The organism is Piscinibacter gummiphilus (genome assembly GCF_002116905.1).
Classification (GTDB): domain Bacteria; phylum Pseudomonadota; class Gammaproteobacteria; order Burkholderiales; family Burkholderiaceae_C; genus Rhizobacter; species Rhizobacter gummiphilus.
Genome location: NZ_CP015118.1, coordinates 2,086,054 through 2,103,959, shown reverse-complemented (window position 1 = coordinate 2,103,959; position 17,906 = coordinate 2,086,054). Strand labels below are relative to the sequence as shown.

17 protein-coding genes and 1 tRNA gene are annotated in these 17,906 nt (G+C 66.1%); all 18 read right to left on the bottom strand.

All coding sequences use genetic code 11. The features are described 5' to 3' along the window. Window position 1: 1 nt before the first annotated feature. Window positions 2–1,495, bottom strand: coding sequence for an NADH-quinone oxidoreductase subunit M (locus A4W93_RS09565; protein WP_085750394.1), 1,494 nt, complete (start codon window positions 1,493–1,495; stop codon window positions 2–4). Window positions 1,496–1,516: 21 nt separating this feature from the next. After that, window positions 1,517–3,553, bottom strand: coding sequence for an NADH-quinone oxidoreductase subunit L (nuoL, locus tag A4W93_RS09560; protein ID WP_174694883.1), 2,037 nt, complete (start codon window positions 3,551–3,553; stop codon window positions 1,517–1,519). A gap of 5 nt (window positions 3,554–3,558) precedes the next feature. Continuing rightward, complete coding sequence (gene nuoK, locus A4W93_RS09555) at window positions 3,559–3,897, bottom strand: NADH-quinone oxidoreductase subunit NuoK (protein WP_085750393.1); 339 nt, start codon at window positions 3,895–3,897, stop codon at window positions 3,559–3,561. Then, complete coding sequence (locus A4W93_RS09550; protein WP_085750392.1) at window positions 3,894–4,535, bottom strand: NADH-quinone oxidoreductase subunit J; 642 nt, start codon at window positions 4,533–4,535, stop codon at window positions 3,894–3,896. Before A4W93_RS09550 ends, nuoK begins: the two co-directional genes overlap by 4 nt. Window positions 4,536–4,589: 54 nt before the next feature. Continuing rightward, entirely contained in the window at window positions 4,590–5,087 is a 498-nt protein-coding gene (gene nuoI / locus A4W93_RS09545; protein WP_085750391.1) for an NADH-quinone oxidoreductase subunit NuoI, read from the bottom strand. 7 nt (window positions 5,088–5,094) lie between these two features. Continuing rightward, window positions 5,095–6,159 carry an NADH-quinone oxidoreductase subunit NuoH gene (gene nuoH, locus A4W93_RS09540; RefSeq protein ID WP_085750390.1) on the bottom strand — a complete coding sequence of 355 codons (1,065 nt, stop codon included), beginning with the start codon at window positions 6,157–6,159 and terminating at the stop codon, window positions 5,095–5,097. Window positions 6,160–6,172: 13 nt separating this feature from the next. Continuing rightward, window positions 6,173–8,485: an NADH-quinone oxidoreductase subunit NuoG gene (nuoG, locus tag A4W93_RS09535; RefSeq protein ID WP_085750389.1), complete on the bottom strand. Its 2,313-nt coding sequence runs from the start codon at window positions 8,483–8,485 to the stop codon at window positions 6,173–6,175. A 25-nt stretch (window positions 8,486–8,510) separates the two neighbouring features. Then, window positions 8,511–9,866 (bottom strand): NADH-quinone oxidoreductase subunit NuoF, encoded by a 1,356-nt coding sequence (gene nuoF, locus A4W93_RS09530; protein WP_085754104.1) that lies wholly within the window; start codon window positions 9,864–9,866, stop codon window positions 8,511–8,513. 14 nt (window positions 9,867–9,880) lie between these two features. Beyond that, complete coding sequence (locus tag A4W93_RS09525; RefSeq protein WP_085750388.1) at window positions 9,881–10,384, bottom strand: NADH-quinone oxidoreductase subunit NuoE family protein; 504 nt, start codon at window positions 10,382–10,384, stop codon at window positions 9,881–9,883. 4 nt (window positions 10,385–10,388) lie between these two features. Further along, window positions 10,389–11,642: an NADH-quinone oxidoreductase subunit D gene (locus A4W93_RS09520; protein ID WP_085750387.1), complete on the bottom strand. Its 1,254-nt coding sequence runs from the start codon at window positions 11,640–11,642 to the stop codon at window positions 10,389–10,391. Then, window positions 11,642–12,238 carry an NADH-quinone oxidoreductase subunit C gene (locus A4W93_RS09515; protein WP_085750386.1) on the bottom strand — a complete coding sequence of 199 codons (597 nt, stop codon included), beginning with the start codon at window positions 12,236–12,238 and terminating at the stop codon, window positions 11,642–11,644. The genes A4W93_RS09520 and A4W93_RS09515 overlap by 1 nt, the downstream gene beginning before the upstream one ends. Before the next feature lie 12 nt (window positions 12,239–12,250). Next, on the bottom strand, window positions 12,251–12,727 hold the full coding sequence (locus A4W93_RS09510) for a NuoB/complex I 20 kDa subunit family protein (RefSeq protein ID WP_056659068.1): 477 nt from the start codon (window positions 12,725–12,727) through the stop codon (window positions 12,251–12,253). Window positions 12,728–12,742: 15 nt separating this feature from the next. Beyond that, window positions 12,743–13,102 carry an NADH-quinone oxidoreductase subunit A gene (locus A4W93_RS09505; protein WP_085750385.1) on the bottom strand — a complete coding sequence of 120 codons (360 nt, stop codon included), beginning with the start codon at window positions 13,100–13,102 and terminating at the stop codon, window positions 12,743–12,745. Window positions 13,103–13,163: 61 nt separating this feature from the next. Beyond that, a tRNA-Leu gene (locus A4W93_RS09500) sits at window positions 13,164–13,248 on the bottom strand. A 150-nt stretch (window positions 13,249–13,398) separates the two neighbouring features. Continuing rightward, a complete protein-coding gene (gene secG / locus A4W93_RS09495; protein WP_085750384.1) occupies window positions 13,399–13,818 on the bottom strand; it encodes a preprotein translocase subunit SecG in 420 nt (139 codons plus the stop codon). A 43-nt stretch (window positions 13,819–13,861) separates the two neighbouring features. Next, on the bottom strand, window positions 13,862–14,602 hold the full coding sequence (gene tpiA, locus A4W93_RS09490) for a triose-phosphate isomerase (RefSeq protein WP_085750383.1): 741 nt from the start codon (window positions 14,600–14,602) through the stop codon (window positions 13,862–13,864). Window positions 14,603–14,637: 35 nt separating this feature from the next. Beyond that, on the bottom strand, window positions 14,638–15,624 hold the full coding sequence (locus A4W93_RS09485) for an NAD(P)H-quinone oxidoreductase (RefSeq protein ID WP_085750382.1): 987 nt from the start codon (window positions 15,622–15,624) through the stop codon (window positions 14,638–14,640). A gap of 27 nt (window positions 15,625–15,651) precedes the next feature. Beyond that, window positions 15,652–17,766, bottom strand: a complete 2,115-nt coding sequence (pnp, locus tag A4W93_RS09480; protein WP_085750381.1) for a polyribonucleotide nucleotidyltransferase — start codon at window positions 17,764–17,766, stop codon at window positions 15,652–15,654. Window positions 17,767–17,906: the final 140 nt, after the last annotated feature.

The following is a 17,906-nucleotide window of genomic DNA, read 5'->3' as shown; positions in this document are numbered from 1 at the left end:
ATCAGTTCAACTTCGAGACGGCCACGTGGCGCAGGAGTTCGTTCACGCTGACGTGCATCACGTCGGTGAAGGGCTTCGGGTAGAGGCCCATGTAGAGCGTGGCGATGGCCAGCAGGGCCAGCATCAGGAACTCGCGCTTGTTGATGTCGGTGAGCGCGCGGACGTCGTCGTTCGTGACGGCGCCGAAGTAGACGCGCTTGATCATCCACAGCGTGTAGGCGGCGCCGAAGATCAGCGCGGTGGCGGCCAGGGCGCCCAGCCAGAAGTTCACCTTCACGGCGCCGAGGATCACCATCCACTCGCCCACGAAACCGGCGGTGGCCGGCAGGCCGCAGTTGGCCATGCCGAAGAACACCGCGAAGGCCGCGAACTTGGGCATCGTGTTGACCACGCCGCCATAGCTGGCGATCTCGCGCGAATGCACACGGTCATAGAGCACGCCGATGCACAGGAACATGGCGCCCGACACGAAGCCGTGGGAGATCATCTGCACCAGCGCGCCGGACACGCCCAGCTCGTTGAACAGGAAGAAGCCGAGCGTAACGAAGCCCATGTGCGCCACCGACGAGTACGCGACGAGCTTCTTCATGTCCTGCTGAACCAGGGCGACGAGGCCCACGTAGATCACCGCGATCAGCGACAGCGCGATGATGAACCAGGCGTACTCGTGGCTGGCATCGGGGGCGATGGGCAGCGAGAACCGCAGGAAGCCGTAGCCGCCGAGCTTCAGCATGATGGCCGCCAGCACCACCGAACCGCCCGTGGGGGCCTCGACGTGGGCGTCCGGCAACCACGTGTGCACCGGCCACATCGGAACTTTCACCGCGAAGGCCGCGAAAAACGCGAAGAACAGCAGCGTCTGCGCCGGCAACGACAGCGGCAGCGTGTGCCACGTCAGGATCTCGAAGCTGCTGCCCGACTTGTAGTACAGGTAGATCAGCGCGACGAGCATCAGCAGCGAGCCGGCCAGCGTGTAGAGGAAGAACTTGAACGCCGCGTAGACCCGGCGCGGGCCGCCCCAGACGCCGATGATGATGTACATCGGGATCAGCGTGGCTTCGAAGAACACGTAGAACAGCAGGCCGTCGAGCGCGGAGAACACGCCGATCATCAGGCCGGACAGGATCAGGAACGCGCCCATGTACTGGTGCACGCGGTCGGTGATGACTTCCCACGCGGCGATCACGACGATGATCGTGATGAAGGCGGTCAGCAGCACGAACCACACCGAGATGCCGTCCACGCCCAGGTGGTAGTGCGTCTTGAAGCGCTCGATCCAGAACTGCGTGTCCGGATTGGCGGAGTTCTCGACGAACTGCATCGCCGCCGTGGTGGTGTCGAAGCCCGTGTAGAGCGGGATCGTGACGAGGAAGGCCACGATGGAAGCGACCAGCGCGAACCAGCGCACCGCGCTCGCTTGGCGGTCGCTGCCGAAGGCCAGGATCAGCACGCCGGCGAGGACCGGCAGCCAGATGGCGAGACTCAACAAACCCATGTTCTTGTTCTCCGTGACCGCTTATTTGCCCAGCGGGTTGCTGAGGTAAGGCCACAACTGCCAGGTCATCAGACCCACGACCCCGAGGATCATGACCAGCGCGTACCAGTAGAGGTAGCCCGTCTGCACCAGACGCACCACCGAGGCGAGGCCACCCACGAGGCGGGCCGACCCGTTGACGGCCGCGCCGTCGATCAGCGCCACGTCGCCGCCCTTCCACAGGCCGCGGCCCAGCAGGCGGGCGCCGGCGGCCAGCACGTTCTCGTTGAACCAGTCGAAGTAGTACTTGTTCTCGAGGATGCGGTCGATGAACGAGAACTTCGCCTTGATCCAGGTGGGGATGGCCGGCTTGACCATGTAGAAGAAGTACGACGTGACCACACCGGCCAGCGCGAGCCAGAACGGCGCCGTGGTCAGGCCGTGGATCGCCATGGCCCATGCACCGTGGAACTCCTCGCCCAGCTCGTGCATCGCGGGATGTAGCGTGCTGTTGACGAAGATGGCGTCCTTGAAGAAGTCGCCGTACAGCATCGGCTGGATCGTGAAGAAGCCGATGATCACCGACGGGATGGCCAGCAGCACGAGCGGCAGCGTGACGACCCAGGGCGACTCGTGCGGCGTGTGCGCATGGCCGTGACCGTGGTCGTCATGGTCGTCGTGGTGGTCGTGTTCACCCGGGAACGGCTTGTGGTGGAAGTGTTCCTTGCCGTGGAAGACCAGGAAGTACATCCGGAACGAGTAGAAGGCCGTGACGAACACGCCCGCCATCACCGCGAAGTTCGCGAAACCGGCCGCCGGCAGGTGGCTCAGGTGCACGGCCTCGATGATGCTGTCCTTCGAGTAGAAGCCCGAGAACAGCGGCGTGCCGATCAGCGCGAGCGAACCGAGCAGCGACGTGATCCACGTGATGGGCATGTACTTGCGCAGGCCGCCCATGTTGCGGATGTCCTGGTCGTGGTGCATGCCGATGATGACCGAGCCGGCCGCGAGGAACAGCAGCGCCTTGAAGAACGCGTGCGTCATCAGGTGGAACACGGCAACGGAGTACGCCGAGGCGCCCAGCGCCACGGTCATGTACCCGAGCTGCGACAGCGTCGAGTAGGCGACCACGCGCTTGATGTCGTTCTGGATGATGCCGAGGAAGCCCATGAACAGCGCGGTGATGGCGCCGATGGTCATCACGAAGCTGAGGGCCGTGTCGGACAGCTCGAACAGCGGCGACATGCGGGCCACCATGAAGATGCCGGCCGTCACCATCGTGGCGGCGTGGATCAGCGCGGAGATCGGGGTCGGGCCTTCCATCGAGTCGGGCAGCCACACGTGCAGCGGGAACTGCGCGCTCTTGCCCATCGCGCCGATGAACAGGCAGATGCAGATCACGGTGATCAGCATCCAGTCGGTGCCGGGGAAGCCGAGCTTGGCCAGGTCACCCGCCTTCGCGAAGACCTCGTTGTAGCTCAGCGTGCCGCCGTAGGCCACGATCAGGCCGATGCCGAGGATGAAGCCGAAGTCGCCCACGCGGTTCACGAGGAACGCCTTCATGTTGGCGAAGATGGCCGTGGGCTTGGTGTACCAGAAGCCGATCAGCAGGTACGACACGAGACCCACCGCTTCCCAGCCGAAGAACAGCTGCAGCAGGTTGTTGCTCATGACCAGCATGAGCATCGAGAACGTGAACAGCGAGATGTACGAGAAGAAGCGCTGGTAGCCCGGGTCTTCTTCCATGTAGCCGATGGTGTAGATGTGCACCATCAGGGACACGAAGGTCACCACGCACATCATCATCGCGGTGAGGCCGTCGACCAGGAAGCCGACTTCCATCTTCAGGCCGCCGAGCACCATCCATTCGTACACGGTGGCATTGAAACGCGCACCGTCCATCACCACATCCTTCAGCGTGAGGGCCGAGAGGATGAAGGCGATGGCCACGCCGAGGATGGTGACCACGTGCGAGCCGCGGCGGCCCACGGTCTTGCCGAAGAAGCCGGCGACGATGGCGCCGACGAGCGGCGCGAGCGGCACCGCGAGCAACAGGTTCTGGTTGAGTTGTGCAGACATCTGGATCAGCCCTTCAACTCATCGAGTTCGTCGACATTGATCGTGGCCCGGTTGCGGAACAGCACCACCAGGATGGCGAGGCCGATCGCGGATTCCGCGGCGGCAACCGTCAGGATGAAGAACACGAACACCTGGCCGGCCATGCGGTCGGCGGCGATGGGCAGGTAGTGGGAGAACGCCACGAAGTTCAGGTTCACGGCCAGGAGCATCAGCTCGATGGCCATCAGCAGCACGATCAGGTTCTTCCGGTTCAGGAAGATGCCGATCACCGACAGGGCGAACAGGATGGCGCCGACGGACAGGAAGTGTCCGAGGGTGATGGGGCCGAGGGCGAGGGACGTCATTTGGTTTCTCCCGCGGGCGGCACGTCGGCGGCGGGAGCGGCCGGCACCACCGCGTCCATCTTGACGATGCGCAGGCGGTCAGCGGCCTTCACGCGCACCTGGTCGGCCGGGTTCATCGACTTGGTGTCGCGGCGCGGGCGCAGCGTCAGGGCGATGGCGGCGATGATGGCGATCAGCAGCAGCACGGCGGCCAGCTGCATCGGGTAGAGGTACTGGGTGTAGATCTCGATGCCGAGGAGCTTGGTGTTGCCCATGGCCAGGTCGGCCGGCGGCGTGGCGGGCGCCTCGCTCAGGCGGAAGCCGCCCAGCAGCACCGCGGCCATCTCGAGGGCGATGACCACGCCCACGAGGCCCGCGAGCGGGAAGTGTTTCCAGAAGCCGGCGCGCAGGCCGTCGACGTTGATGTCCAGCATCATCACGACGAACAGGAACAGCACCATCACGGCGCCGACGTAGACGAGCACGAGCACGATCGCGAGGAACTCGGCGCGCAGCAGCATCCACACGCAGGCGGCGGACGCGAAGGCGAGCACGAGGAACAGCGCCGAGTGCACCGGGCTGCGTGCCGTGATCACACGGAACGCGGCGCCGAGCATCACGGCGGAGAAGACGTAGAAGAGCGCAGTGGTCATGTCCATGGGGTTCGATGGCGCCGGGCGGTGCGGACACCGCCGTTGCCGCCGACCGTGAGGTCAGCGGTAGCGGGCGTCAGCCTCCTTGTTGGCGGCGATTTCGGCCTCGTAGCGGTCGCCCACGGCGAGGAGCATGTCCTTCGTGAAGTACAGGTCACCGCGCTTTTCGCCGTGGTATTCGAAGACGTGGGTCTCGACGATCGAGTCGACCGGGCAGCTCTCTTCGCAGAAGCCGCAGAAGATGCACTTGGTCAGGTCGATGTCGTAGCGCGTGGTGCGGCGCGAGCCGTCGTCACGCACTTCCGATTCGATGGTGATGGCGAGCGCGGGGCACACGGCCTCGCAGAGCTTGCAGGCGATGCAGCGCTCTTCGCCGTTCTCGTAGCGGCGCAGCGCGTGCAGGCCGCGGAAGCGCGGGCTGAGCGGCGTCTTCTCTTCCGGGAACTGCACCGTGATGTTGCGGGCGAAGAAGTGCCGGCCCGTGATCTTCAAGCCCTTGAACAGCTCGATGAGCAGGAAGCTCGAGAAGAAATCCTTGATTGATGCGACAGCAGCCATGACGGGCTCACTTCCAGATGTTGTACGGCGACTGGATCCAGAGACCCACCACCAGCAGCCACACCAGCGTGACCGGAATGAAAATCTTCCAGCCCAGACGCATGATCTGGTCATAACGGAAGCGCGGGAACGTGGAACGCACCCACAGGAACATCGTGACGACGACGAAGGTCTTGATGCCGAGCCAGATCCAGCCCGGGATCAGGTTGAACGGCGCGAAGTCGAACGGGGACAGCCAGCCGCCGAGGAACAGCGTGGCGGTGATGATCGACACCAGGATCATGTTCGCGTATTCGGCGAGGAAGAACATCGCGAACGCCATGCCCGAATACTCGATCATGTGGCCGGCCACGATTTCCGACTCACCTTCCACCACGTCGAACGGGTGGCGGTTGGTTTCGGCGAGGCCCGAGATGAAGAACACCACGAAGATGGGCAGCAGCGGCAGCCAGTTCCACGACAGGAACGTGAGGCCCATGGAGGCGAACGTGCCGTGGCCCTGCTGCAGGACGATCTGGCTCATGTTCAGCGTGCCCGAGACCATCAGCACGACGACCATGCAGAAGCCCATGGCGATCTCGTAGCTGACCATCTGCGCCGAGGCGCGCAGCGCGCCGAGGAACGCGTACTTCGAGTTCGAGGCCCAGCCGGCGATGATCACGCCGTACACCTCGATGGAGGTGATGGCCAGCAGCAGCAGCAGGCCGGCGTTGACGTCGGCGAGCACCACTTCCGGACCGAACGGCACCACCGCCCAGGCGGCCAGCGCCGGCATGATGGTCATGATGGGACCGAGCAGGAACAGGCCCTTGCTCGCGGCCGTCGGCATGATGATCTCCTTGAAGATCAGCTTGACGGCGTCGGCGATGGGGGTGAGCAGGCCCATGGGACCCACGCGGTTCGGACCCGGACGGATCTGCGTCCAGCCGATGGCCTTGCGTTCCCACAGCGTGAGGTAGGCCACGCAGATCATCAGCGGCGCGACCACCGCGATGATCTTCACGAGCGTCCAGACGACCGGCCAGAAGCCACCGAGGGTGGCGCTGCCGAAGGAGGTGATCGAGTCGAGCATGGTGGCGGCGTCCTCAGGCTTTCTCGACGGTGATCGGGCCGAACAGGCTGCCCAGGCCCGCAGTGGCCGGGTGCCCTGCCGGCACGCGCACGGCATTGGCGGCCAGGGTCGGGTCCAGCTGGGCGGACAGCACGGCGATGGCGTCGCCCTGCTTCAGGCGCACGGCGGCGGTGCCGTTGAGGCCCAGCTCGGCCCACAGCGAGGCCGACAGGCCGGCGACCGGTGGGCGCGCGTCCTTCGTGAGCTGCAGCGACGTGGCGCGGCGCACCAGGGAGTCGGCGGCGTAGATCATCACGTCGGAGACACGCTCGAGTGCAGTGGCCGTGGCGGCCGGCTTGGCCGACACCGACGTCTTGTTGCTCAGGCGGGCCGGGATGGTGGCGACGTCGCCCAGGGCTTCGGCGCGCACCTCTTCCGACGTCTCCTGCGAGAAGCCATCGAGGCCCAGCACGTTGCCGAGCACGCGCAGCACCTTCCACGCCGGGCGGGTGTCACCCAGGGGCTTCACCACGCCGTGGAAGCTCTGCGCGCGGCCTTCGGCGTTGACGAAGGTGCCCGAGGTTTCCGAGAACGGGGCGATGGGCAGCAGCACGTCGGCCACGTCGAGCGCGGCGTTCTTGAACGGCGTGAGCGCGACGACGAGCGAGGCGCCCTGCAGCGCGCGCACGGCGGCGGCCGGGTTCGCGGCGTCGAAGGCCGGTTCGGTGTTCAGCAGCACGACGGCCTTCAGCGAACCCGTGAGGATCTGCTGGGCGTTCAGGCCACCCTCGCCCGGCAGCGCGTTGACGAGCTGCGCGCCGACGGTGTTCGCGGCTTCGGTGAGGTAGCCCACCGAGGCGCCGGTCTGTTCGCCGATCCAGTTGGCGAGCGACAGCAGGCCGCTGGCCTGCGGGTGTTGCGCGGCGGCGTTGCCGAGCAGCACGGCCTTGCGTTCGCCCGACAGCAGCGAGGCGGCGACGGCCTTGGCGGCGTCGGTCACGTTCGCGCTCACCGGGGCGGTGGCGCCCTTCTCGGCGGCCACGGCGGCGGCGATCTCGGCCAGCGTCTGGACCCAGGCGCTCGGCGCCACGGTGATGCTGCTCGCGAGCGGCATCAGCCAGTCGTCCTGCACGGCGTGCAGGCTGTGCACCTTGGCGCCCTTGCGGGTGGCCTGGCGCAGGCGGGAGGCGAACAGCGGGTGGTCCTTGCGCAGGAACGAGCCCACGACCAGCACGCGCTGCAGCGACGACAGCGACGCGATGGACGTGCCGAGCCAGCGCACGCCTTCCGGCGCGGTGAAGTCGGCGTGGCGCACGCGGTGGTCGATGTTCTGGCTGCCGAGGCCGCGCACGAGCTTGGCCAGCAGGTGCAGTTCCTCGACCGTGCTGTGGGCCGAGCCGATGGCGCCGATGCTGGCGGCACCGTGCTCGCGCTTGATCTCGGTCAGGCTGCGGCCGACGTATTCGAGGGCCGTGGTCCAGTCGGTGGTCTGCCACTCGCCGTTCTGCTTGACCATCGGCTGCGTGAGGCGGTCGTCGCTGTTGAGCGATTCGTACGAGAAGCGGTCGCGGTCAGCGATCCAGCATTCGTTGACGTCTTCGTTCTCGAGCGGCACCACGCGCATCACGCGGTTGTTCTTGACCTGCACGATGAGGTTCGCGCCGGTGCTGTCGTGCGGGCTCACGCTCTTGCGGCGCGAGAGTTCCCAGGTGCGGGCGCTGTAGCGGAACGGCTTGCTGGTGAGCGCGCCCACCGGGCAGATGTCGATCATGTTGCCCGACAGCTCGGAGTCGACCGTGTCGCCGGCGACCGTGGTGATCTCGGAGTGTTCACCGCGGTGGATCATGCCGAGCTCCATCTGGCCGGCCACTTCCTGGCCGAACCGGACGCAGCGCGTGCAGTGGATGCAGCGGCTCATCTCTTCCATCGAGATCAGCGGGCCCACGTCCTTGTGGAACACCACGCGCTTCTCTTCCTGGTAGCGCGAGGCCGAGGAGCCGTAGCCCACGGCCAGGTCCTGCAGCTGGCATTCGCCGCCCTGGTCGCAGATGGGGCAGTCGAGCGGGTGGTTGATGAGCAGGAACTCCATCACGCCCTGCTGGGCCTTCAGGGCCTTGTCGCTCTTCGTGCGGACGATCATGCCCTGCGTGACGGGCGTGGCGCAGGCCGGCATCGGCTTCGGCGCCTTCTCGACGTCGACGAGGCACATGCGGCAGTTGGCCGCGATGGACAGCTTCTTGTGGTAGCAGAAATGCGGGATGTAGGTGCCGGCCTTGTCGGCGGCATGCATCACCATGCTGCCCTCCTGGACCTCCACCTTCTTGCCGTCGAGTTCGATTTCGATCATGTCGTGTGTCGCCTTGGCTTGCCGCTCAGACGTAGGCGGGAACCGTGGACGTCTTGTGCTCGATCAGGTGCACGAATTCGTCGCGGAAATGTTTGATCATGGCGCGCACCGGCATGGCGGCGGCGTCGCCCAGGGCGCAGATGGTGCGGCCCTGGATGTTGTCGGCGACCGAGTTCAGCAGGTCGATGTCTTCCGGGCGGCCCTGCCCGTGGGCGATGCGCTCGATCATGCGGTGCATCCAGCCCGTGCCTTCGCGGCACGGCGTGCACTGGCCGCAGCTCTCGTGCATGTAGAAGTACGACAGGCGCAGCAGGCTGTTGACCATGCAGCGCGAGTCGTCCATCACGATGACGGCGCCCGAGCCCAGCATGGAGCCGGCCTTGGCGATGGAGTCATAGTCCATCGTGCAGTCCATCATGATGTTCGCGGGCAGCACCGGGGCGGACGAACCGCCGGGAATCACGGCCTTGAGGGTGCGGCCCTTGCGCACGCCACCGGCGAGCTCGAGCAGCTTCGAGAACGGCGTGCCGAGGGGGATCTCGAAGTTGCCGGGGTTCTCGACGTCACCCACCACCGAGAAGATCTTCGTGCCGCCGTTGTTGGGCTTGCCGATCTCGAGGTACGGCTGGCCGCCGTTCCGGATGATCCACGGCACCGCGGCGAACGTCTCGGTGTTGTTGATCGTGGTGGGCTTGCCGTACAGGCCGTAGCTGGCCGGGAACGGCGGCTTGAAGCGCGGCTGGCCCTTCTTGCCTTCGAGCGATTCGAGCAGCGCGGTTTCCTCGCCGCAGATGTACGCGCCGAAGCCGTGGGCGGCGTGCAGCTGGAAGCTGTGGGCCGAGCCGAGGATCTTGTCGCCGAGGTAGCCCGCGGCGCGGGCCTCTTCCAGCGCGGCCTCGAAGCGTTCGTACACCTCGAAGATCTCGCCGTGGATGTAGTTGTACCCGACGCTGATGCCCATCGCGAAGGCGGCGATGGCCATGCCTTCGATGACGATGTGCGGGTTGAACATCAGGATGTCGCGGTCCTTGCACGTGCCCGGTTCACCTTCGTCCGAGTTGCAGACGAGGTACTTCTGGCCCGGGAACTGGCGGGGCATGAAGCTCCACTTCAGACCGGTGGGGAAGCCCGCGCCACCACGGCCGCGCAGGCCCGAGGCCTTCACTTCGGCGATGACCTGGTCGGGCGTCATGGGCTCGCCGCCGTCGCCGCCGGTGAGGATCTTGCGCAGGGCCTGGTAGCCACCGCGGGCCTCGTAGTCCTTGATGGACCAGTTCTTGCCGTCGAGGCCGGCGTAGATCTGAGGACCGATGTGCCGGCCGTGGAAGCAGGTTTCCACGCCCTTGGCCTGGAACTTGGAGAGGTCGAGCTGGGGTTGCATGCCGGGGCCCTCGGTCACTTGACCGCCGAACGCAGCGTGTCGACGAGTTCGTCGAGGCGTTCGGTCGTCATGAAGCTGCACATCTGCCGGTCGTTGACGAGCATCACCGGTGCGTCGGCACAGGCGCCGAGGCATTCGCTCTTCTGCACGGTGAACAGGCCGTCGGCGGTGGTGCCGCCGGCTTCCACGCCGAGCTTCTCGCACAGGTGGTTCAGGGCCTTCTGGCCGTCGCGCAGCTGGCACGGCAGGTTCGCGCAGACGTTCAGCTTGAACGTGCCGCGGGGCACCTGGTTGTACATGTTGTAGAACGTGGTGACCTCGTGCACCGCGATGGGCGGCATGCCGAGCACGTCGGCGATCTGCCGTTCGGCTTCGGCGGACACGAAACCTTGTTCCTGCTGGACGATGGCGAGGCAGGCCATCACGGCCGACTGGCGCTGGTCGGCCGGGTACTTCGCGACTTCGCGGGCGAACCGCGCGAGGGTCGCGGCCGAGGGGGTGGCGTCGGTGGAGCTCATGGGATTACCTGTCAATCTCGCCGAACACGATGTCCATGGTGCCGATGACCGCGACGGCGTCGGCGATCATGTGGCCGCGCGACATCTCGTCCATGGCCGCGAGGTGCGCGAAGCCGGGCGGACGGATCTTGAGGCGGTAGGGTTTGTTGGCGCCGTCGCTGACGATGTAGATGCCGAACTCGCCCTTCGGGTGCTCGACCGCGGCATAGGCCTCGCCTTCCGGCACGCGGAAGCCTTCGGTGAACAGCTTGAAGTGGTGGATCAGCTCTTCCATGCTGGACTTCATGTCCACGCGCGGCGGCGGAGCGACCTTGTGGTTGTCGGTGATGACCGGACCCGGGTTCGCGCGCAGCCAGGCGACGCACTGCTGGATGATCTTGTTGGCTTCGCGCATCTCGGCGACGCGGACCAGGTAGCGGTCGTACGTGTCGCCGTTGGTGCCCACGGGCACGTCGAAGTCCATCTTCGCGTACACGTCGTACGGCTGCTTCTTGCGCAGGTCCCAGGCGATGCCGCTGCCGCGCAGCATGGGGCCGGAGAAGCCGAGGTTCAGCGCGCGCTCGGGCGTGACCACGCCGATGCCGACCGTGCGCTGCTTCCAGATGCGGTTGTCGGTGAGCAGCGTCTCGTAGTCGTCGACGTTCGCGGGGAAACGGCGGCAGAAGTCCTCGATGAAGTCGAGCAGCGAACCACCGCGGTTCTTGTTCATCGCCGAGATGGCCTTGGCGTTGTGGATCTTCGACGCCTTGTACTGCGGCATGCTGTCCGGCAGGTCGCGGTACACACCGCCCGGACGGAAGTAGGCCGCGTGCATGCGCGCACCCGACACCGCCTCGTACATGTCGAAGAGATCTTCCCGCTCGCGGAAGCAGTAGATCAGCATGTTCATCGCGCCGCAGTCGAGACCGTGCGCACCCAGCCACATCAGGTGGTTGAGCAGGCGGGTGATCTCGCTGAACATCACGCGGATGTACTGTGCGCGCTCGGGCACCTCGATGCCCATGAGCCGTTCGATGGCCAGGCAGTACGCGTGCTCGTTGGACATCATCGACACGTAGTCGAGGCGGTCCATGTAGGGCAGGTTCTGGATGAACGTGCGCGTCTCGGCGAGCTTTTCAGTCGCGCGGTGCAGGAGGCCGATGTGGGGGTCGGCACGCTGGATGACTTCGCCGTCGAGCTCGAGCACGAGGCGCAGCACCCCGTGCGCGGCGGGGTGCTGGGGACCGAAGTTCAGCGTGTAGTTCTTGATCTCAGCCATTAATGCAGACCACCGTAGTTGTCTTCACGGATGATGCGGGGAATGATTTCGCGCGGCTCGATCGTGACCGGTTGGTAGATCACGCGCTTCTGCTCGGCGTCGTAGCGCATCTCGACGGTCCCCGACACGGGGAAGTCCTTGCGGAACGGGTGGCCGATGAAACCGTAGTCGGTCAGGATGCGGCGCAGGTCCTCGTGGCCCTCGAAGAGGATGCCGTACAGGTCGAACGCCTCGCGCTCGAACCAGTTGGCCGAACTCCAGACGCCGTTGACCGAGGCCACCACGGGCAGATCGTCCTCGGGGGCGAAGACCTTCAGGCGCAGGCGCCAGTTGTGCGTGACCGACAGCAGGTGCGAGGCGACGCAGAAGCGCGGCCCTTCCCAGGGCTGGTCCTTGTAGCTCGAGTAGTCGAGCCCGCAGAGGTCGATCAGCTGTTCGAACTTGAACTCCGGCAGGTCGCGCAGCTTCTGGGCGACGGCCAGGTAGTCGGCTGCCTTGACGGTCAGCGTGAGTTCACCGCGATCGAGCACCAGGCTCTTGATCGACGGAGCAAGGTCGGCCTCGATGCGGGCCTTCAAGGTTTCGATTTGGCTCATTGCAGCTCGCCTTCAACGCGCGATGGTGTTTTCGCGGCGGATCTTCGCCTGCAGCTGCAGGATGCCGTAGAGCAGCGCCTCGGCCGTGGGCGGACAGCCCGGCACGTAGACGTCCACCGGCACGATGCGATCGCAGCCGCGCACGACGGAATAGCTGTAGTGGTAGTAGCCGCCGCCGTTGGCGCAGGACCCCATGGAGAGCACCCAGCGGGGCTCGGCCATCTGGTCGTAGACCTTGCGGAGCGCCGGCGCCATCTTGTTGCACAGCGTGCCGGCGACGATCATCAGGTCGCTCTGGCGCGGGCTGGGCCGGAACAGCATGCCGAAGCGGTCGATGTCGTAGCGCGCCGCACCGGCGTGCATCATCTCGACGGCGCAGCACGCCAGGCCGAAGGTCATGGGCCACAGGGAGCCCGTCTTCGACCAATTGATCACCGTGTCCAGGCTGGTGGTGACAAAACCTTCTTTGAGAACGCCTTCGATGCCCATACAACTACCTCGCGATCATTCCCAGTCCAGCGCGCCTTTTTTCCATTCGTAGACAAAGCCCACGACGAGGATGCCAAGGAACAGCATCATGGCCCAGAAGCCGGTCGGACCGATTTCCTTCAGCGAAACTGCCCACGGGAAGAGGAAGGCAATTTCCAGGTCGAACAGGATGAACAGGATGGCGACGAGGTAGTAGCGCACATCGAATTTCATCCGGGCGTCTTCGAAAGCCTCGAAGCCGCATTCGTACGGGGAGTTTTTGGCCGTGTCAGGACGACGCGGACCGAGGAGAGAACCGAGCACCATGGGCGCTACGCCGACCCCCACACCCACCAGGATGAACAAGATGACGGGGAGGTAGGGTGCCAGATTCATGGTCTTCAGGCTTCTCAAGGACAACGACGCAACGCACAGTCGTGCGTTGCGTCGAAAGATCTGGTGCCGACGGCGAGACTCGAACTCGCACAGCTTTCGCCACTACCCCCTCAAGATAGCGTGTCTACCAATTTCACCACGTCGGCGGTGCTCTTTTAGAGTATGTCCGGATCGCTTGAGGTTTGCTCACCGAACAGCCACTTATTCTAACCTGAATCCCTCAGTTTGGGCATGGAATCGCTGCATTGCAGCACACCAAATTAGGAGGACATTCGACGAACGTCTTCCCTCCTCCGTCACTTCGTGGTGGAGGCCTGCGATGCAGCAGCCGCGGGAGCGCTGGCTTCCACGGCGGGAATGGCGGCAGCCGAGGCCGGAGCGAGCACGGCGCCCGGCAGCTGCACGGGACCGCTGGCGACCACGGCCGGCACGGCCGCGCGGTCGAGCACGCTGTCGCTGGTGGTGGCCGCGCCGCGGTTGGCACCGGCGAAGTACACCAGGGCCAGCGTGCACAGGAAGAACACGGCGGCCGACACGGCGGTCGAGCGCGACAGGAAGTTGGCACTGCCGGTGGCACCGAACAGGCTGCCCGCCGAGCCGCTGCCGAAGGACGCGCCCATGTCGGCACCCTTGCCGTGCTGGATGAGCACGAGGCCGATCATCACCAGGGCCGACAGCATCTGGACGGCCAGCACCACGTTCAACAGCATTTGCATTTTTTCTCGCTCCGAAAGATTCTGGGGTGCACTGCGGGGGCGATCAGCCCGCCGCCTTGCAGATCGCGGCGAAGTCCGCCGCCTTGAGGGATGCGCCACCGATGAGACCGCCATCGATGTCGGCTTGGCCGAGCAGCTGGGCCGCGTTGTCGGGCTTCATGCTGCCGCCGTAGAGGATCAGCATCTCGTCCGACTTCGTGGTGGCCGCGTGCAGTTGCGCGCGCAGCAGCGCGTGCACCGCCTGCGCCTGCTCGGGCGTGGCGGTCTTGCCGGTGCCGATGGCCCACACGGGTTCGTACGCGACGACGATCTGCGGGACGCAGTGGCCGAGCGTATGGATCACGGCCGACAGCTGGCGCTTGACCACGTGGTCGGTTTCACCAGCCTCGCGTTCGGCGAGCGTTTCGCCCACGCACACGATGGGCGTGAGCTTGTGCGCCAGCGCGGCCTTGGCCTTGTCGGCCACGAGCTGGTCGGACTCGCCGTGCAGCGCGCGGCGCTCCGAGTGGCCCACGATGACGAAGCGGCAGCCGAACTCGGCGAGCATCGCGGCCGACACCTCGCCGGTGAAGGCACCCGATTCGTGGGCCGAGCAGTCCTGCGCGCCCCAGCCGATGCGACCACCCTGCAGCGACAGCGCCACGTCGCCGAGGTACGGGAACGGGGCGCACACGGCGACGTCGGCGGTCCACGGGCCCGCGGCGTTCAGTCCGGCGAGCAGTTCGGCGTTGGCCGCACGGCTGCCGTTCATCTTCCAGTTGCCCACCACCAGCTTGCGGCGCATCGTTGCTTGTCCTTGTCGAGTCGTTGGATTCGGGGTCACCACGTCATCACCAGCTTGCCGATGTGCTGGTTCGACTCCATCAGCGCGTGGGCACCGGCAGCGTCGGCCGCGGCGAAGGTCTGGTGGATGACGGGCTTGATGCAGCCGGCTTCGAGCCAGGGCCACACGGTGTCATGGAGCGCCTTCGCGATGGCCGCCTTGAAGGCGACGGGACGCGGGCGCAGCGTGGAGCCGGTGACGACGAGGCGGCGACGCAGCACGAGGCCGGCATCGATCTTCGCTTCCACCCCACCCTGCACCGCGATGATCACGATGCGGCCGTCCTCGGCCAGGCACTGGATCTCGCGGGCGACGTAGTCGCCGGCCACCATGTCGAGCACGACGTCGACGCCGCGCCCGTCGGTGACGCGCTTCGCTTCCGCGACGAAGTCGTGGGTGCGGTAGTTGATCGCGTGGTCGGCGCCGAGGTCGAGGCACGCCTTGCACTTGTCGTCGCTGCCGGCCGTGGCGATCACGGTGGCGCCCCAGGCCTTCGCGAGCTGGATGGCGGTGACGCCGATGCCGCTCGTGCCGCCCTGCACGAGGAAGACCTCGCCGGGTTGCAGGCGGGCGCGGTCGAACACGTTCGACCACACCGTGAAGAACGTCTCCGGCAGGCTGGCCGCCTCGACGTCGCTGAAGCCCTTCGGCACCGGCAGGCACTGGCCCACCGGCGCGACACACAGTTCGGCGTAGCCGCCACCAGCGACCAGCGCGCACACGCGGTCGCCGACCTTCAGGCCGGCCGCCGCCAGCGCCGCGGCATCGCCTTCGACGATCACGCCGGCCACTTCGAGGCCCGGCAGGTCGGAGGCACCCGGCGGCACCGGGTAGAAGCCCTTGCGCTGCAGCACGTCGGGACGATTCACCCCCGACGCGGCCACACGGATCAGCAGTTCACCCGGCCCCGGCACGGGGTCCGGGCGAACGGCCTCGCGGAGCACCTCGGGCGCCCCGTAGGAAGAGATCTCGATGGCTTTCATCGCGCTCGGACTTCTTGGCTGAGAGGCTTACTCGCCAGCGGGCTGCTGCTCGCGGTCGATCAGGGCCTTCATCGACAGCTTGACGCGGCCCTTCTCGTCGGTCTCGAGCACCTTGACCTTGACCACCTGGCCTTCCTTCAGGAAGTCGGTGACCTTCTCGACGCGCTGGTGGGCGATCTGGCTGATGTGCAGCAGGCCGTCCTTGCCCGGGAGCAGGTTCACGAGCGCACCGAACTCGAGCAGCTTCGTGATCGGGCCTTCGTAGACCTTGCCCACTTCCACTTCGGCGGTGATTTCCTCGATGCGCTTCTTGGCGTACGCGGCCTTGTCGGCATCGGCCGAGGCGATCGTGATGGTGCCGTCTTCGCCGATGTCGATCGTGGTGCCGGTCTCTTCGGTCAGCGCACGGATGGTGGCGCCGCCCTTGCCGATCACGTCACGGATCTTCTCCGGGTTGATCTTCATCGTGTAGAGGCGCGGAGCGAACTGCGAGACTTCCGTCTTCGCCTCGCCCATCGCGGCGGTCATCTCGCCGAGGATGTGCAGGCGCGCTTCCTTGGCCTGGGCCAGGGCGACCTGCATGATTTCCTTCGTGATGCCCTGGATCTTGATGTCCATCTGCAGCGCGGTCACGCCGGCGGTGGTGCCCGCGACCTTGAAGTCCATGTCGCCGAGGTGATCCTCGTCACCCAGGATGTCGGTCAGCACGGCGAAGCGGTTGCCGTCCTTGATCAGGCCCATGGCGATGCCGGCCACGTGCGCCTTCAGCGGCACGCCGGCGTCCATCAGCGCGAGGCAGCCGCCGCACACCGAGGCCATCGACGAGGAGCCGTTCGACTCGGTAATCTCCGACACGACACGCATCGAGTACGGGAACTCGGTGCGGTCCGGCAGCACGGCGACCAGCGCGCGCTTGGCCAGGCGGCCGTGGCCGATCTCGCGGCGCTTCGGGGTGCCCACACGACCGGTTTCGCCGGTGGCGAACGGAGGCATGTTGTAGTGGAGCATGAAGTGCTCGCTGAACTCGCCGGCGAGCGCGTCGATCTTCTGCGAGTCGCGGTCGGTGCCGAGCGTGGCGGCGACCAGGGCCTGCGTTTCGCCACGGGTGAACAGCGACGAGCCGTGCACGCGCGGCAGCACGCTGTTGCGGATCTCGATCTGGCGCACGGTGCGGGTGTCGCGGCCGTCGATGCGCGGCTCGCCGGCCAGGATCTGGCCGCGCACGATGCGCGCTTCGATGTCGAACAGCACGTTGTCGACCTTCACCTTGTCGTACGCCACGCCTTCGGCGTCGAGGGCGGCGAACACGGAGGCGTTGGCTTCACGCGAGGCTTGCGTGCGGGCCTGCTTCGAACGGATCTGGTACGCGGCGCGGATCTTCTCCTCGGCCAGCGCGGTGACCTTGCCGATGAAGGCTTCGTCCTTGGCGGGCGCTTGCCAGTCCCAGGCCGGCTTGCCGGCGTCGCGCACGAGTTCGTTGATCGCGGCGATGGCGATGTTGCCCTGCTGGTGGCCGAACACCACGCCGCCGAGCATGATCTCTTCGCTCAGCTGCTGGGCTTCCGATTCCACCATCAGCACGGCGGCTTCGGTGCCGGCGACGACGAGGTCCATCTTCGAGTCGAGCAGCTGGGTCTTGCCCGGGTTCAGCACGTACTCGCCGTTGATGTAGCCCACGCGCGCGGCGCCGATGGGGCCGTTGAACGGGATGCCGGAGATGGCGAGCGCGGCGCTCGAGCCGATCAGCGCGGCGATGTCGGCCGACACTTCGGGGTTCAGCGACAGCACGTGCACGACGACCTGGACTTCGTTGTAGAAGCCTTCGGGGAACAGCGGGCGCAGCGGGCGGTCGATCAGGCGCGAGGTCAGCGTCTCGAGTTCGCTCGGGCGGCCTTCACGCTTGAAGAAGCTGCCGGGGATCTTGCCGGCGGCGTAGGTCTTCTCGATGTAGTCGACGGTCAGCGGGAAGAAGTCCTGGCCCGGCTTCGGGTTCTTGGCGCCCACGACGGTGGCGAGGATCACGGTGTCCTCGATGTCGACGATCACGGCACCGCCGGACTGGCGGGCGATCTCACCGGTCTCGAGCACGACCTTGTGCTGACCCCATTGGAACGTCTTCGTGACCTTGTTGAACATGCTCATGCTTTTCTCCTTTGTGTACCGGCGCCGGTGGGGTGGCGCCTGGCCCCTGGAGCAACCACGTCATCCTGGCGCGATGCCATTCCATGGCCGCTCTGCGGGTGAGCGGCGATGGAATGACACATCGTCATCGGTGGATGGCG

Bases quoted from the DNA above. Each gene is read 5' to 3' on its own strand.
- A4W93_RS09565 (WP_085750394.1), bottom strand. From the start codon at position 1,495: ATGGGTTTGTTGAGTCTCGCCATCTGGCTGCCGGTCCTCGCCGGCGTG.
- nuoL (WP_174694883.1), bottom strand. From the start codon at position 3,553: ATGTCTGCACAACTCAACCAGAACCTGTTGCTCGCGGTGCCGCTCGCG.
- nuoK (WP_085750393.1), bottom strand. From the start codon at position 3,897: ATGACGTCCCTCGCCCTCGGCCCCATCACCCTCGGACACTTCCTGTCC.
- A4W93_RS09550 (WP_085750392.1), bottom strand. From the start codon at position 4,535: ATGGACATGACCACTGCGCTCTTCTACGTCTTCTCCGCCGTGATGCTC.
- nuoI (WP_085750391.1), bottom strand. From the start codon at position 5,087: ATGGCTGCTGTCGCATCAATCAAGGATTTCTTCTCGAGCTTCCTGCTC.
- nuoH (WP_085750390.1), bottom strand. From the start codon at position 6,159: ATGCTCGACTCGATCACCTCCTTCGGCAGCGCCACCCTCGGTGGCTTC.
- nuoG (WP_085750389.1), bottom strand. From the start codon at position 8,485: ATGATCGAAATCGAACTCGACGGCAAGAAGGTGGAGGTCCAGGAGGGC.
- nuoF (WP_085754104.1), bottom strand. From the start codon at position 9,866: ATGCAACCCCAGCTCGACCTCTCCAAGTTCCAGGCCAAGGGCGTGGAA.
- A4W93_RS09525 (WP_085750388.1), bottom strand. From the start codon at position 10,384: ATGAGCTCCACCGACGCCACCCCCTCGGCCGCGACCCTCGCGCGGTTC.
- A4W93_RS09520 (WP_085750387.1), bottom strand. From the start codon at position 11,642: ATGGCTGAGATCAAGAACTACACGCTGAACTTCGGTCCCCAGCACCCC.
- A4W93_RS09515 (WP_085750386.1), bottom strand. From the start codon at position 12,238: ATGAGCCAAATCGAAACCTTGAAGGCCCGCATCGAGGCCGACCTTGCT.
- A4W93_RS09510 (WP_056659068.1), bottom strand. From the start codon at position 12,727: ATGGGCATCGAAGGCGTTCTCAAAGAAGGTTTTGTCACCACCAGCCTG.
- A4W93_RS09505 (WP_085750385.1), bottom strand. From the start codon at position 13,102: ATGAATCTGGCACCCTACCTCCCCGTCATCTTGTTCATCCTGGTGGGT.
- secG (WP_085750384.1), bottom strand. From the start codon at position 13,818: ATGCAAATGCTGTTGAACGTGGTGCTGGCCGTCCAGATGCTGTCGGCC.
- tpiA (WP_085750383.1), bottom strand. From the start codon at position 14,602: ATGCGCCGCAAGCTGGTGGTGGGCAACTGGAAGATGAACGGCAGCCGT.
- A4W93_RS09485 (WP_085750382.1), bottom strand. From the start codon at position 15,624: ATGAAAGCCATCGAGATCTCTTCCTACGGGGCGCCCGAGGTGCTCCGC.
- pnp (WP_085750381.1), bottom strand. From the start codon at position 17,766: ATGAGCATGTTCAACAAGGTCACGAAGACGTTCCAATGGGGTCAGCAC.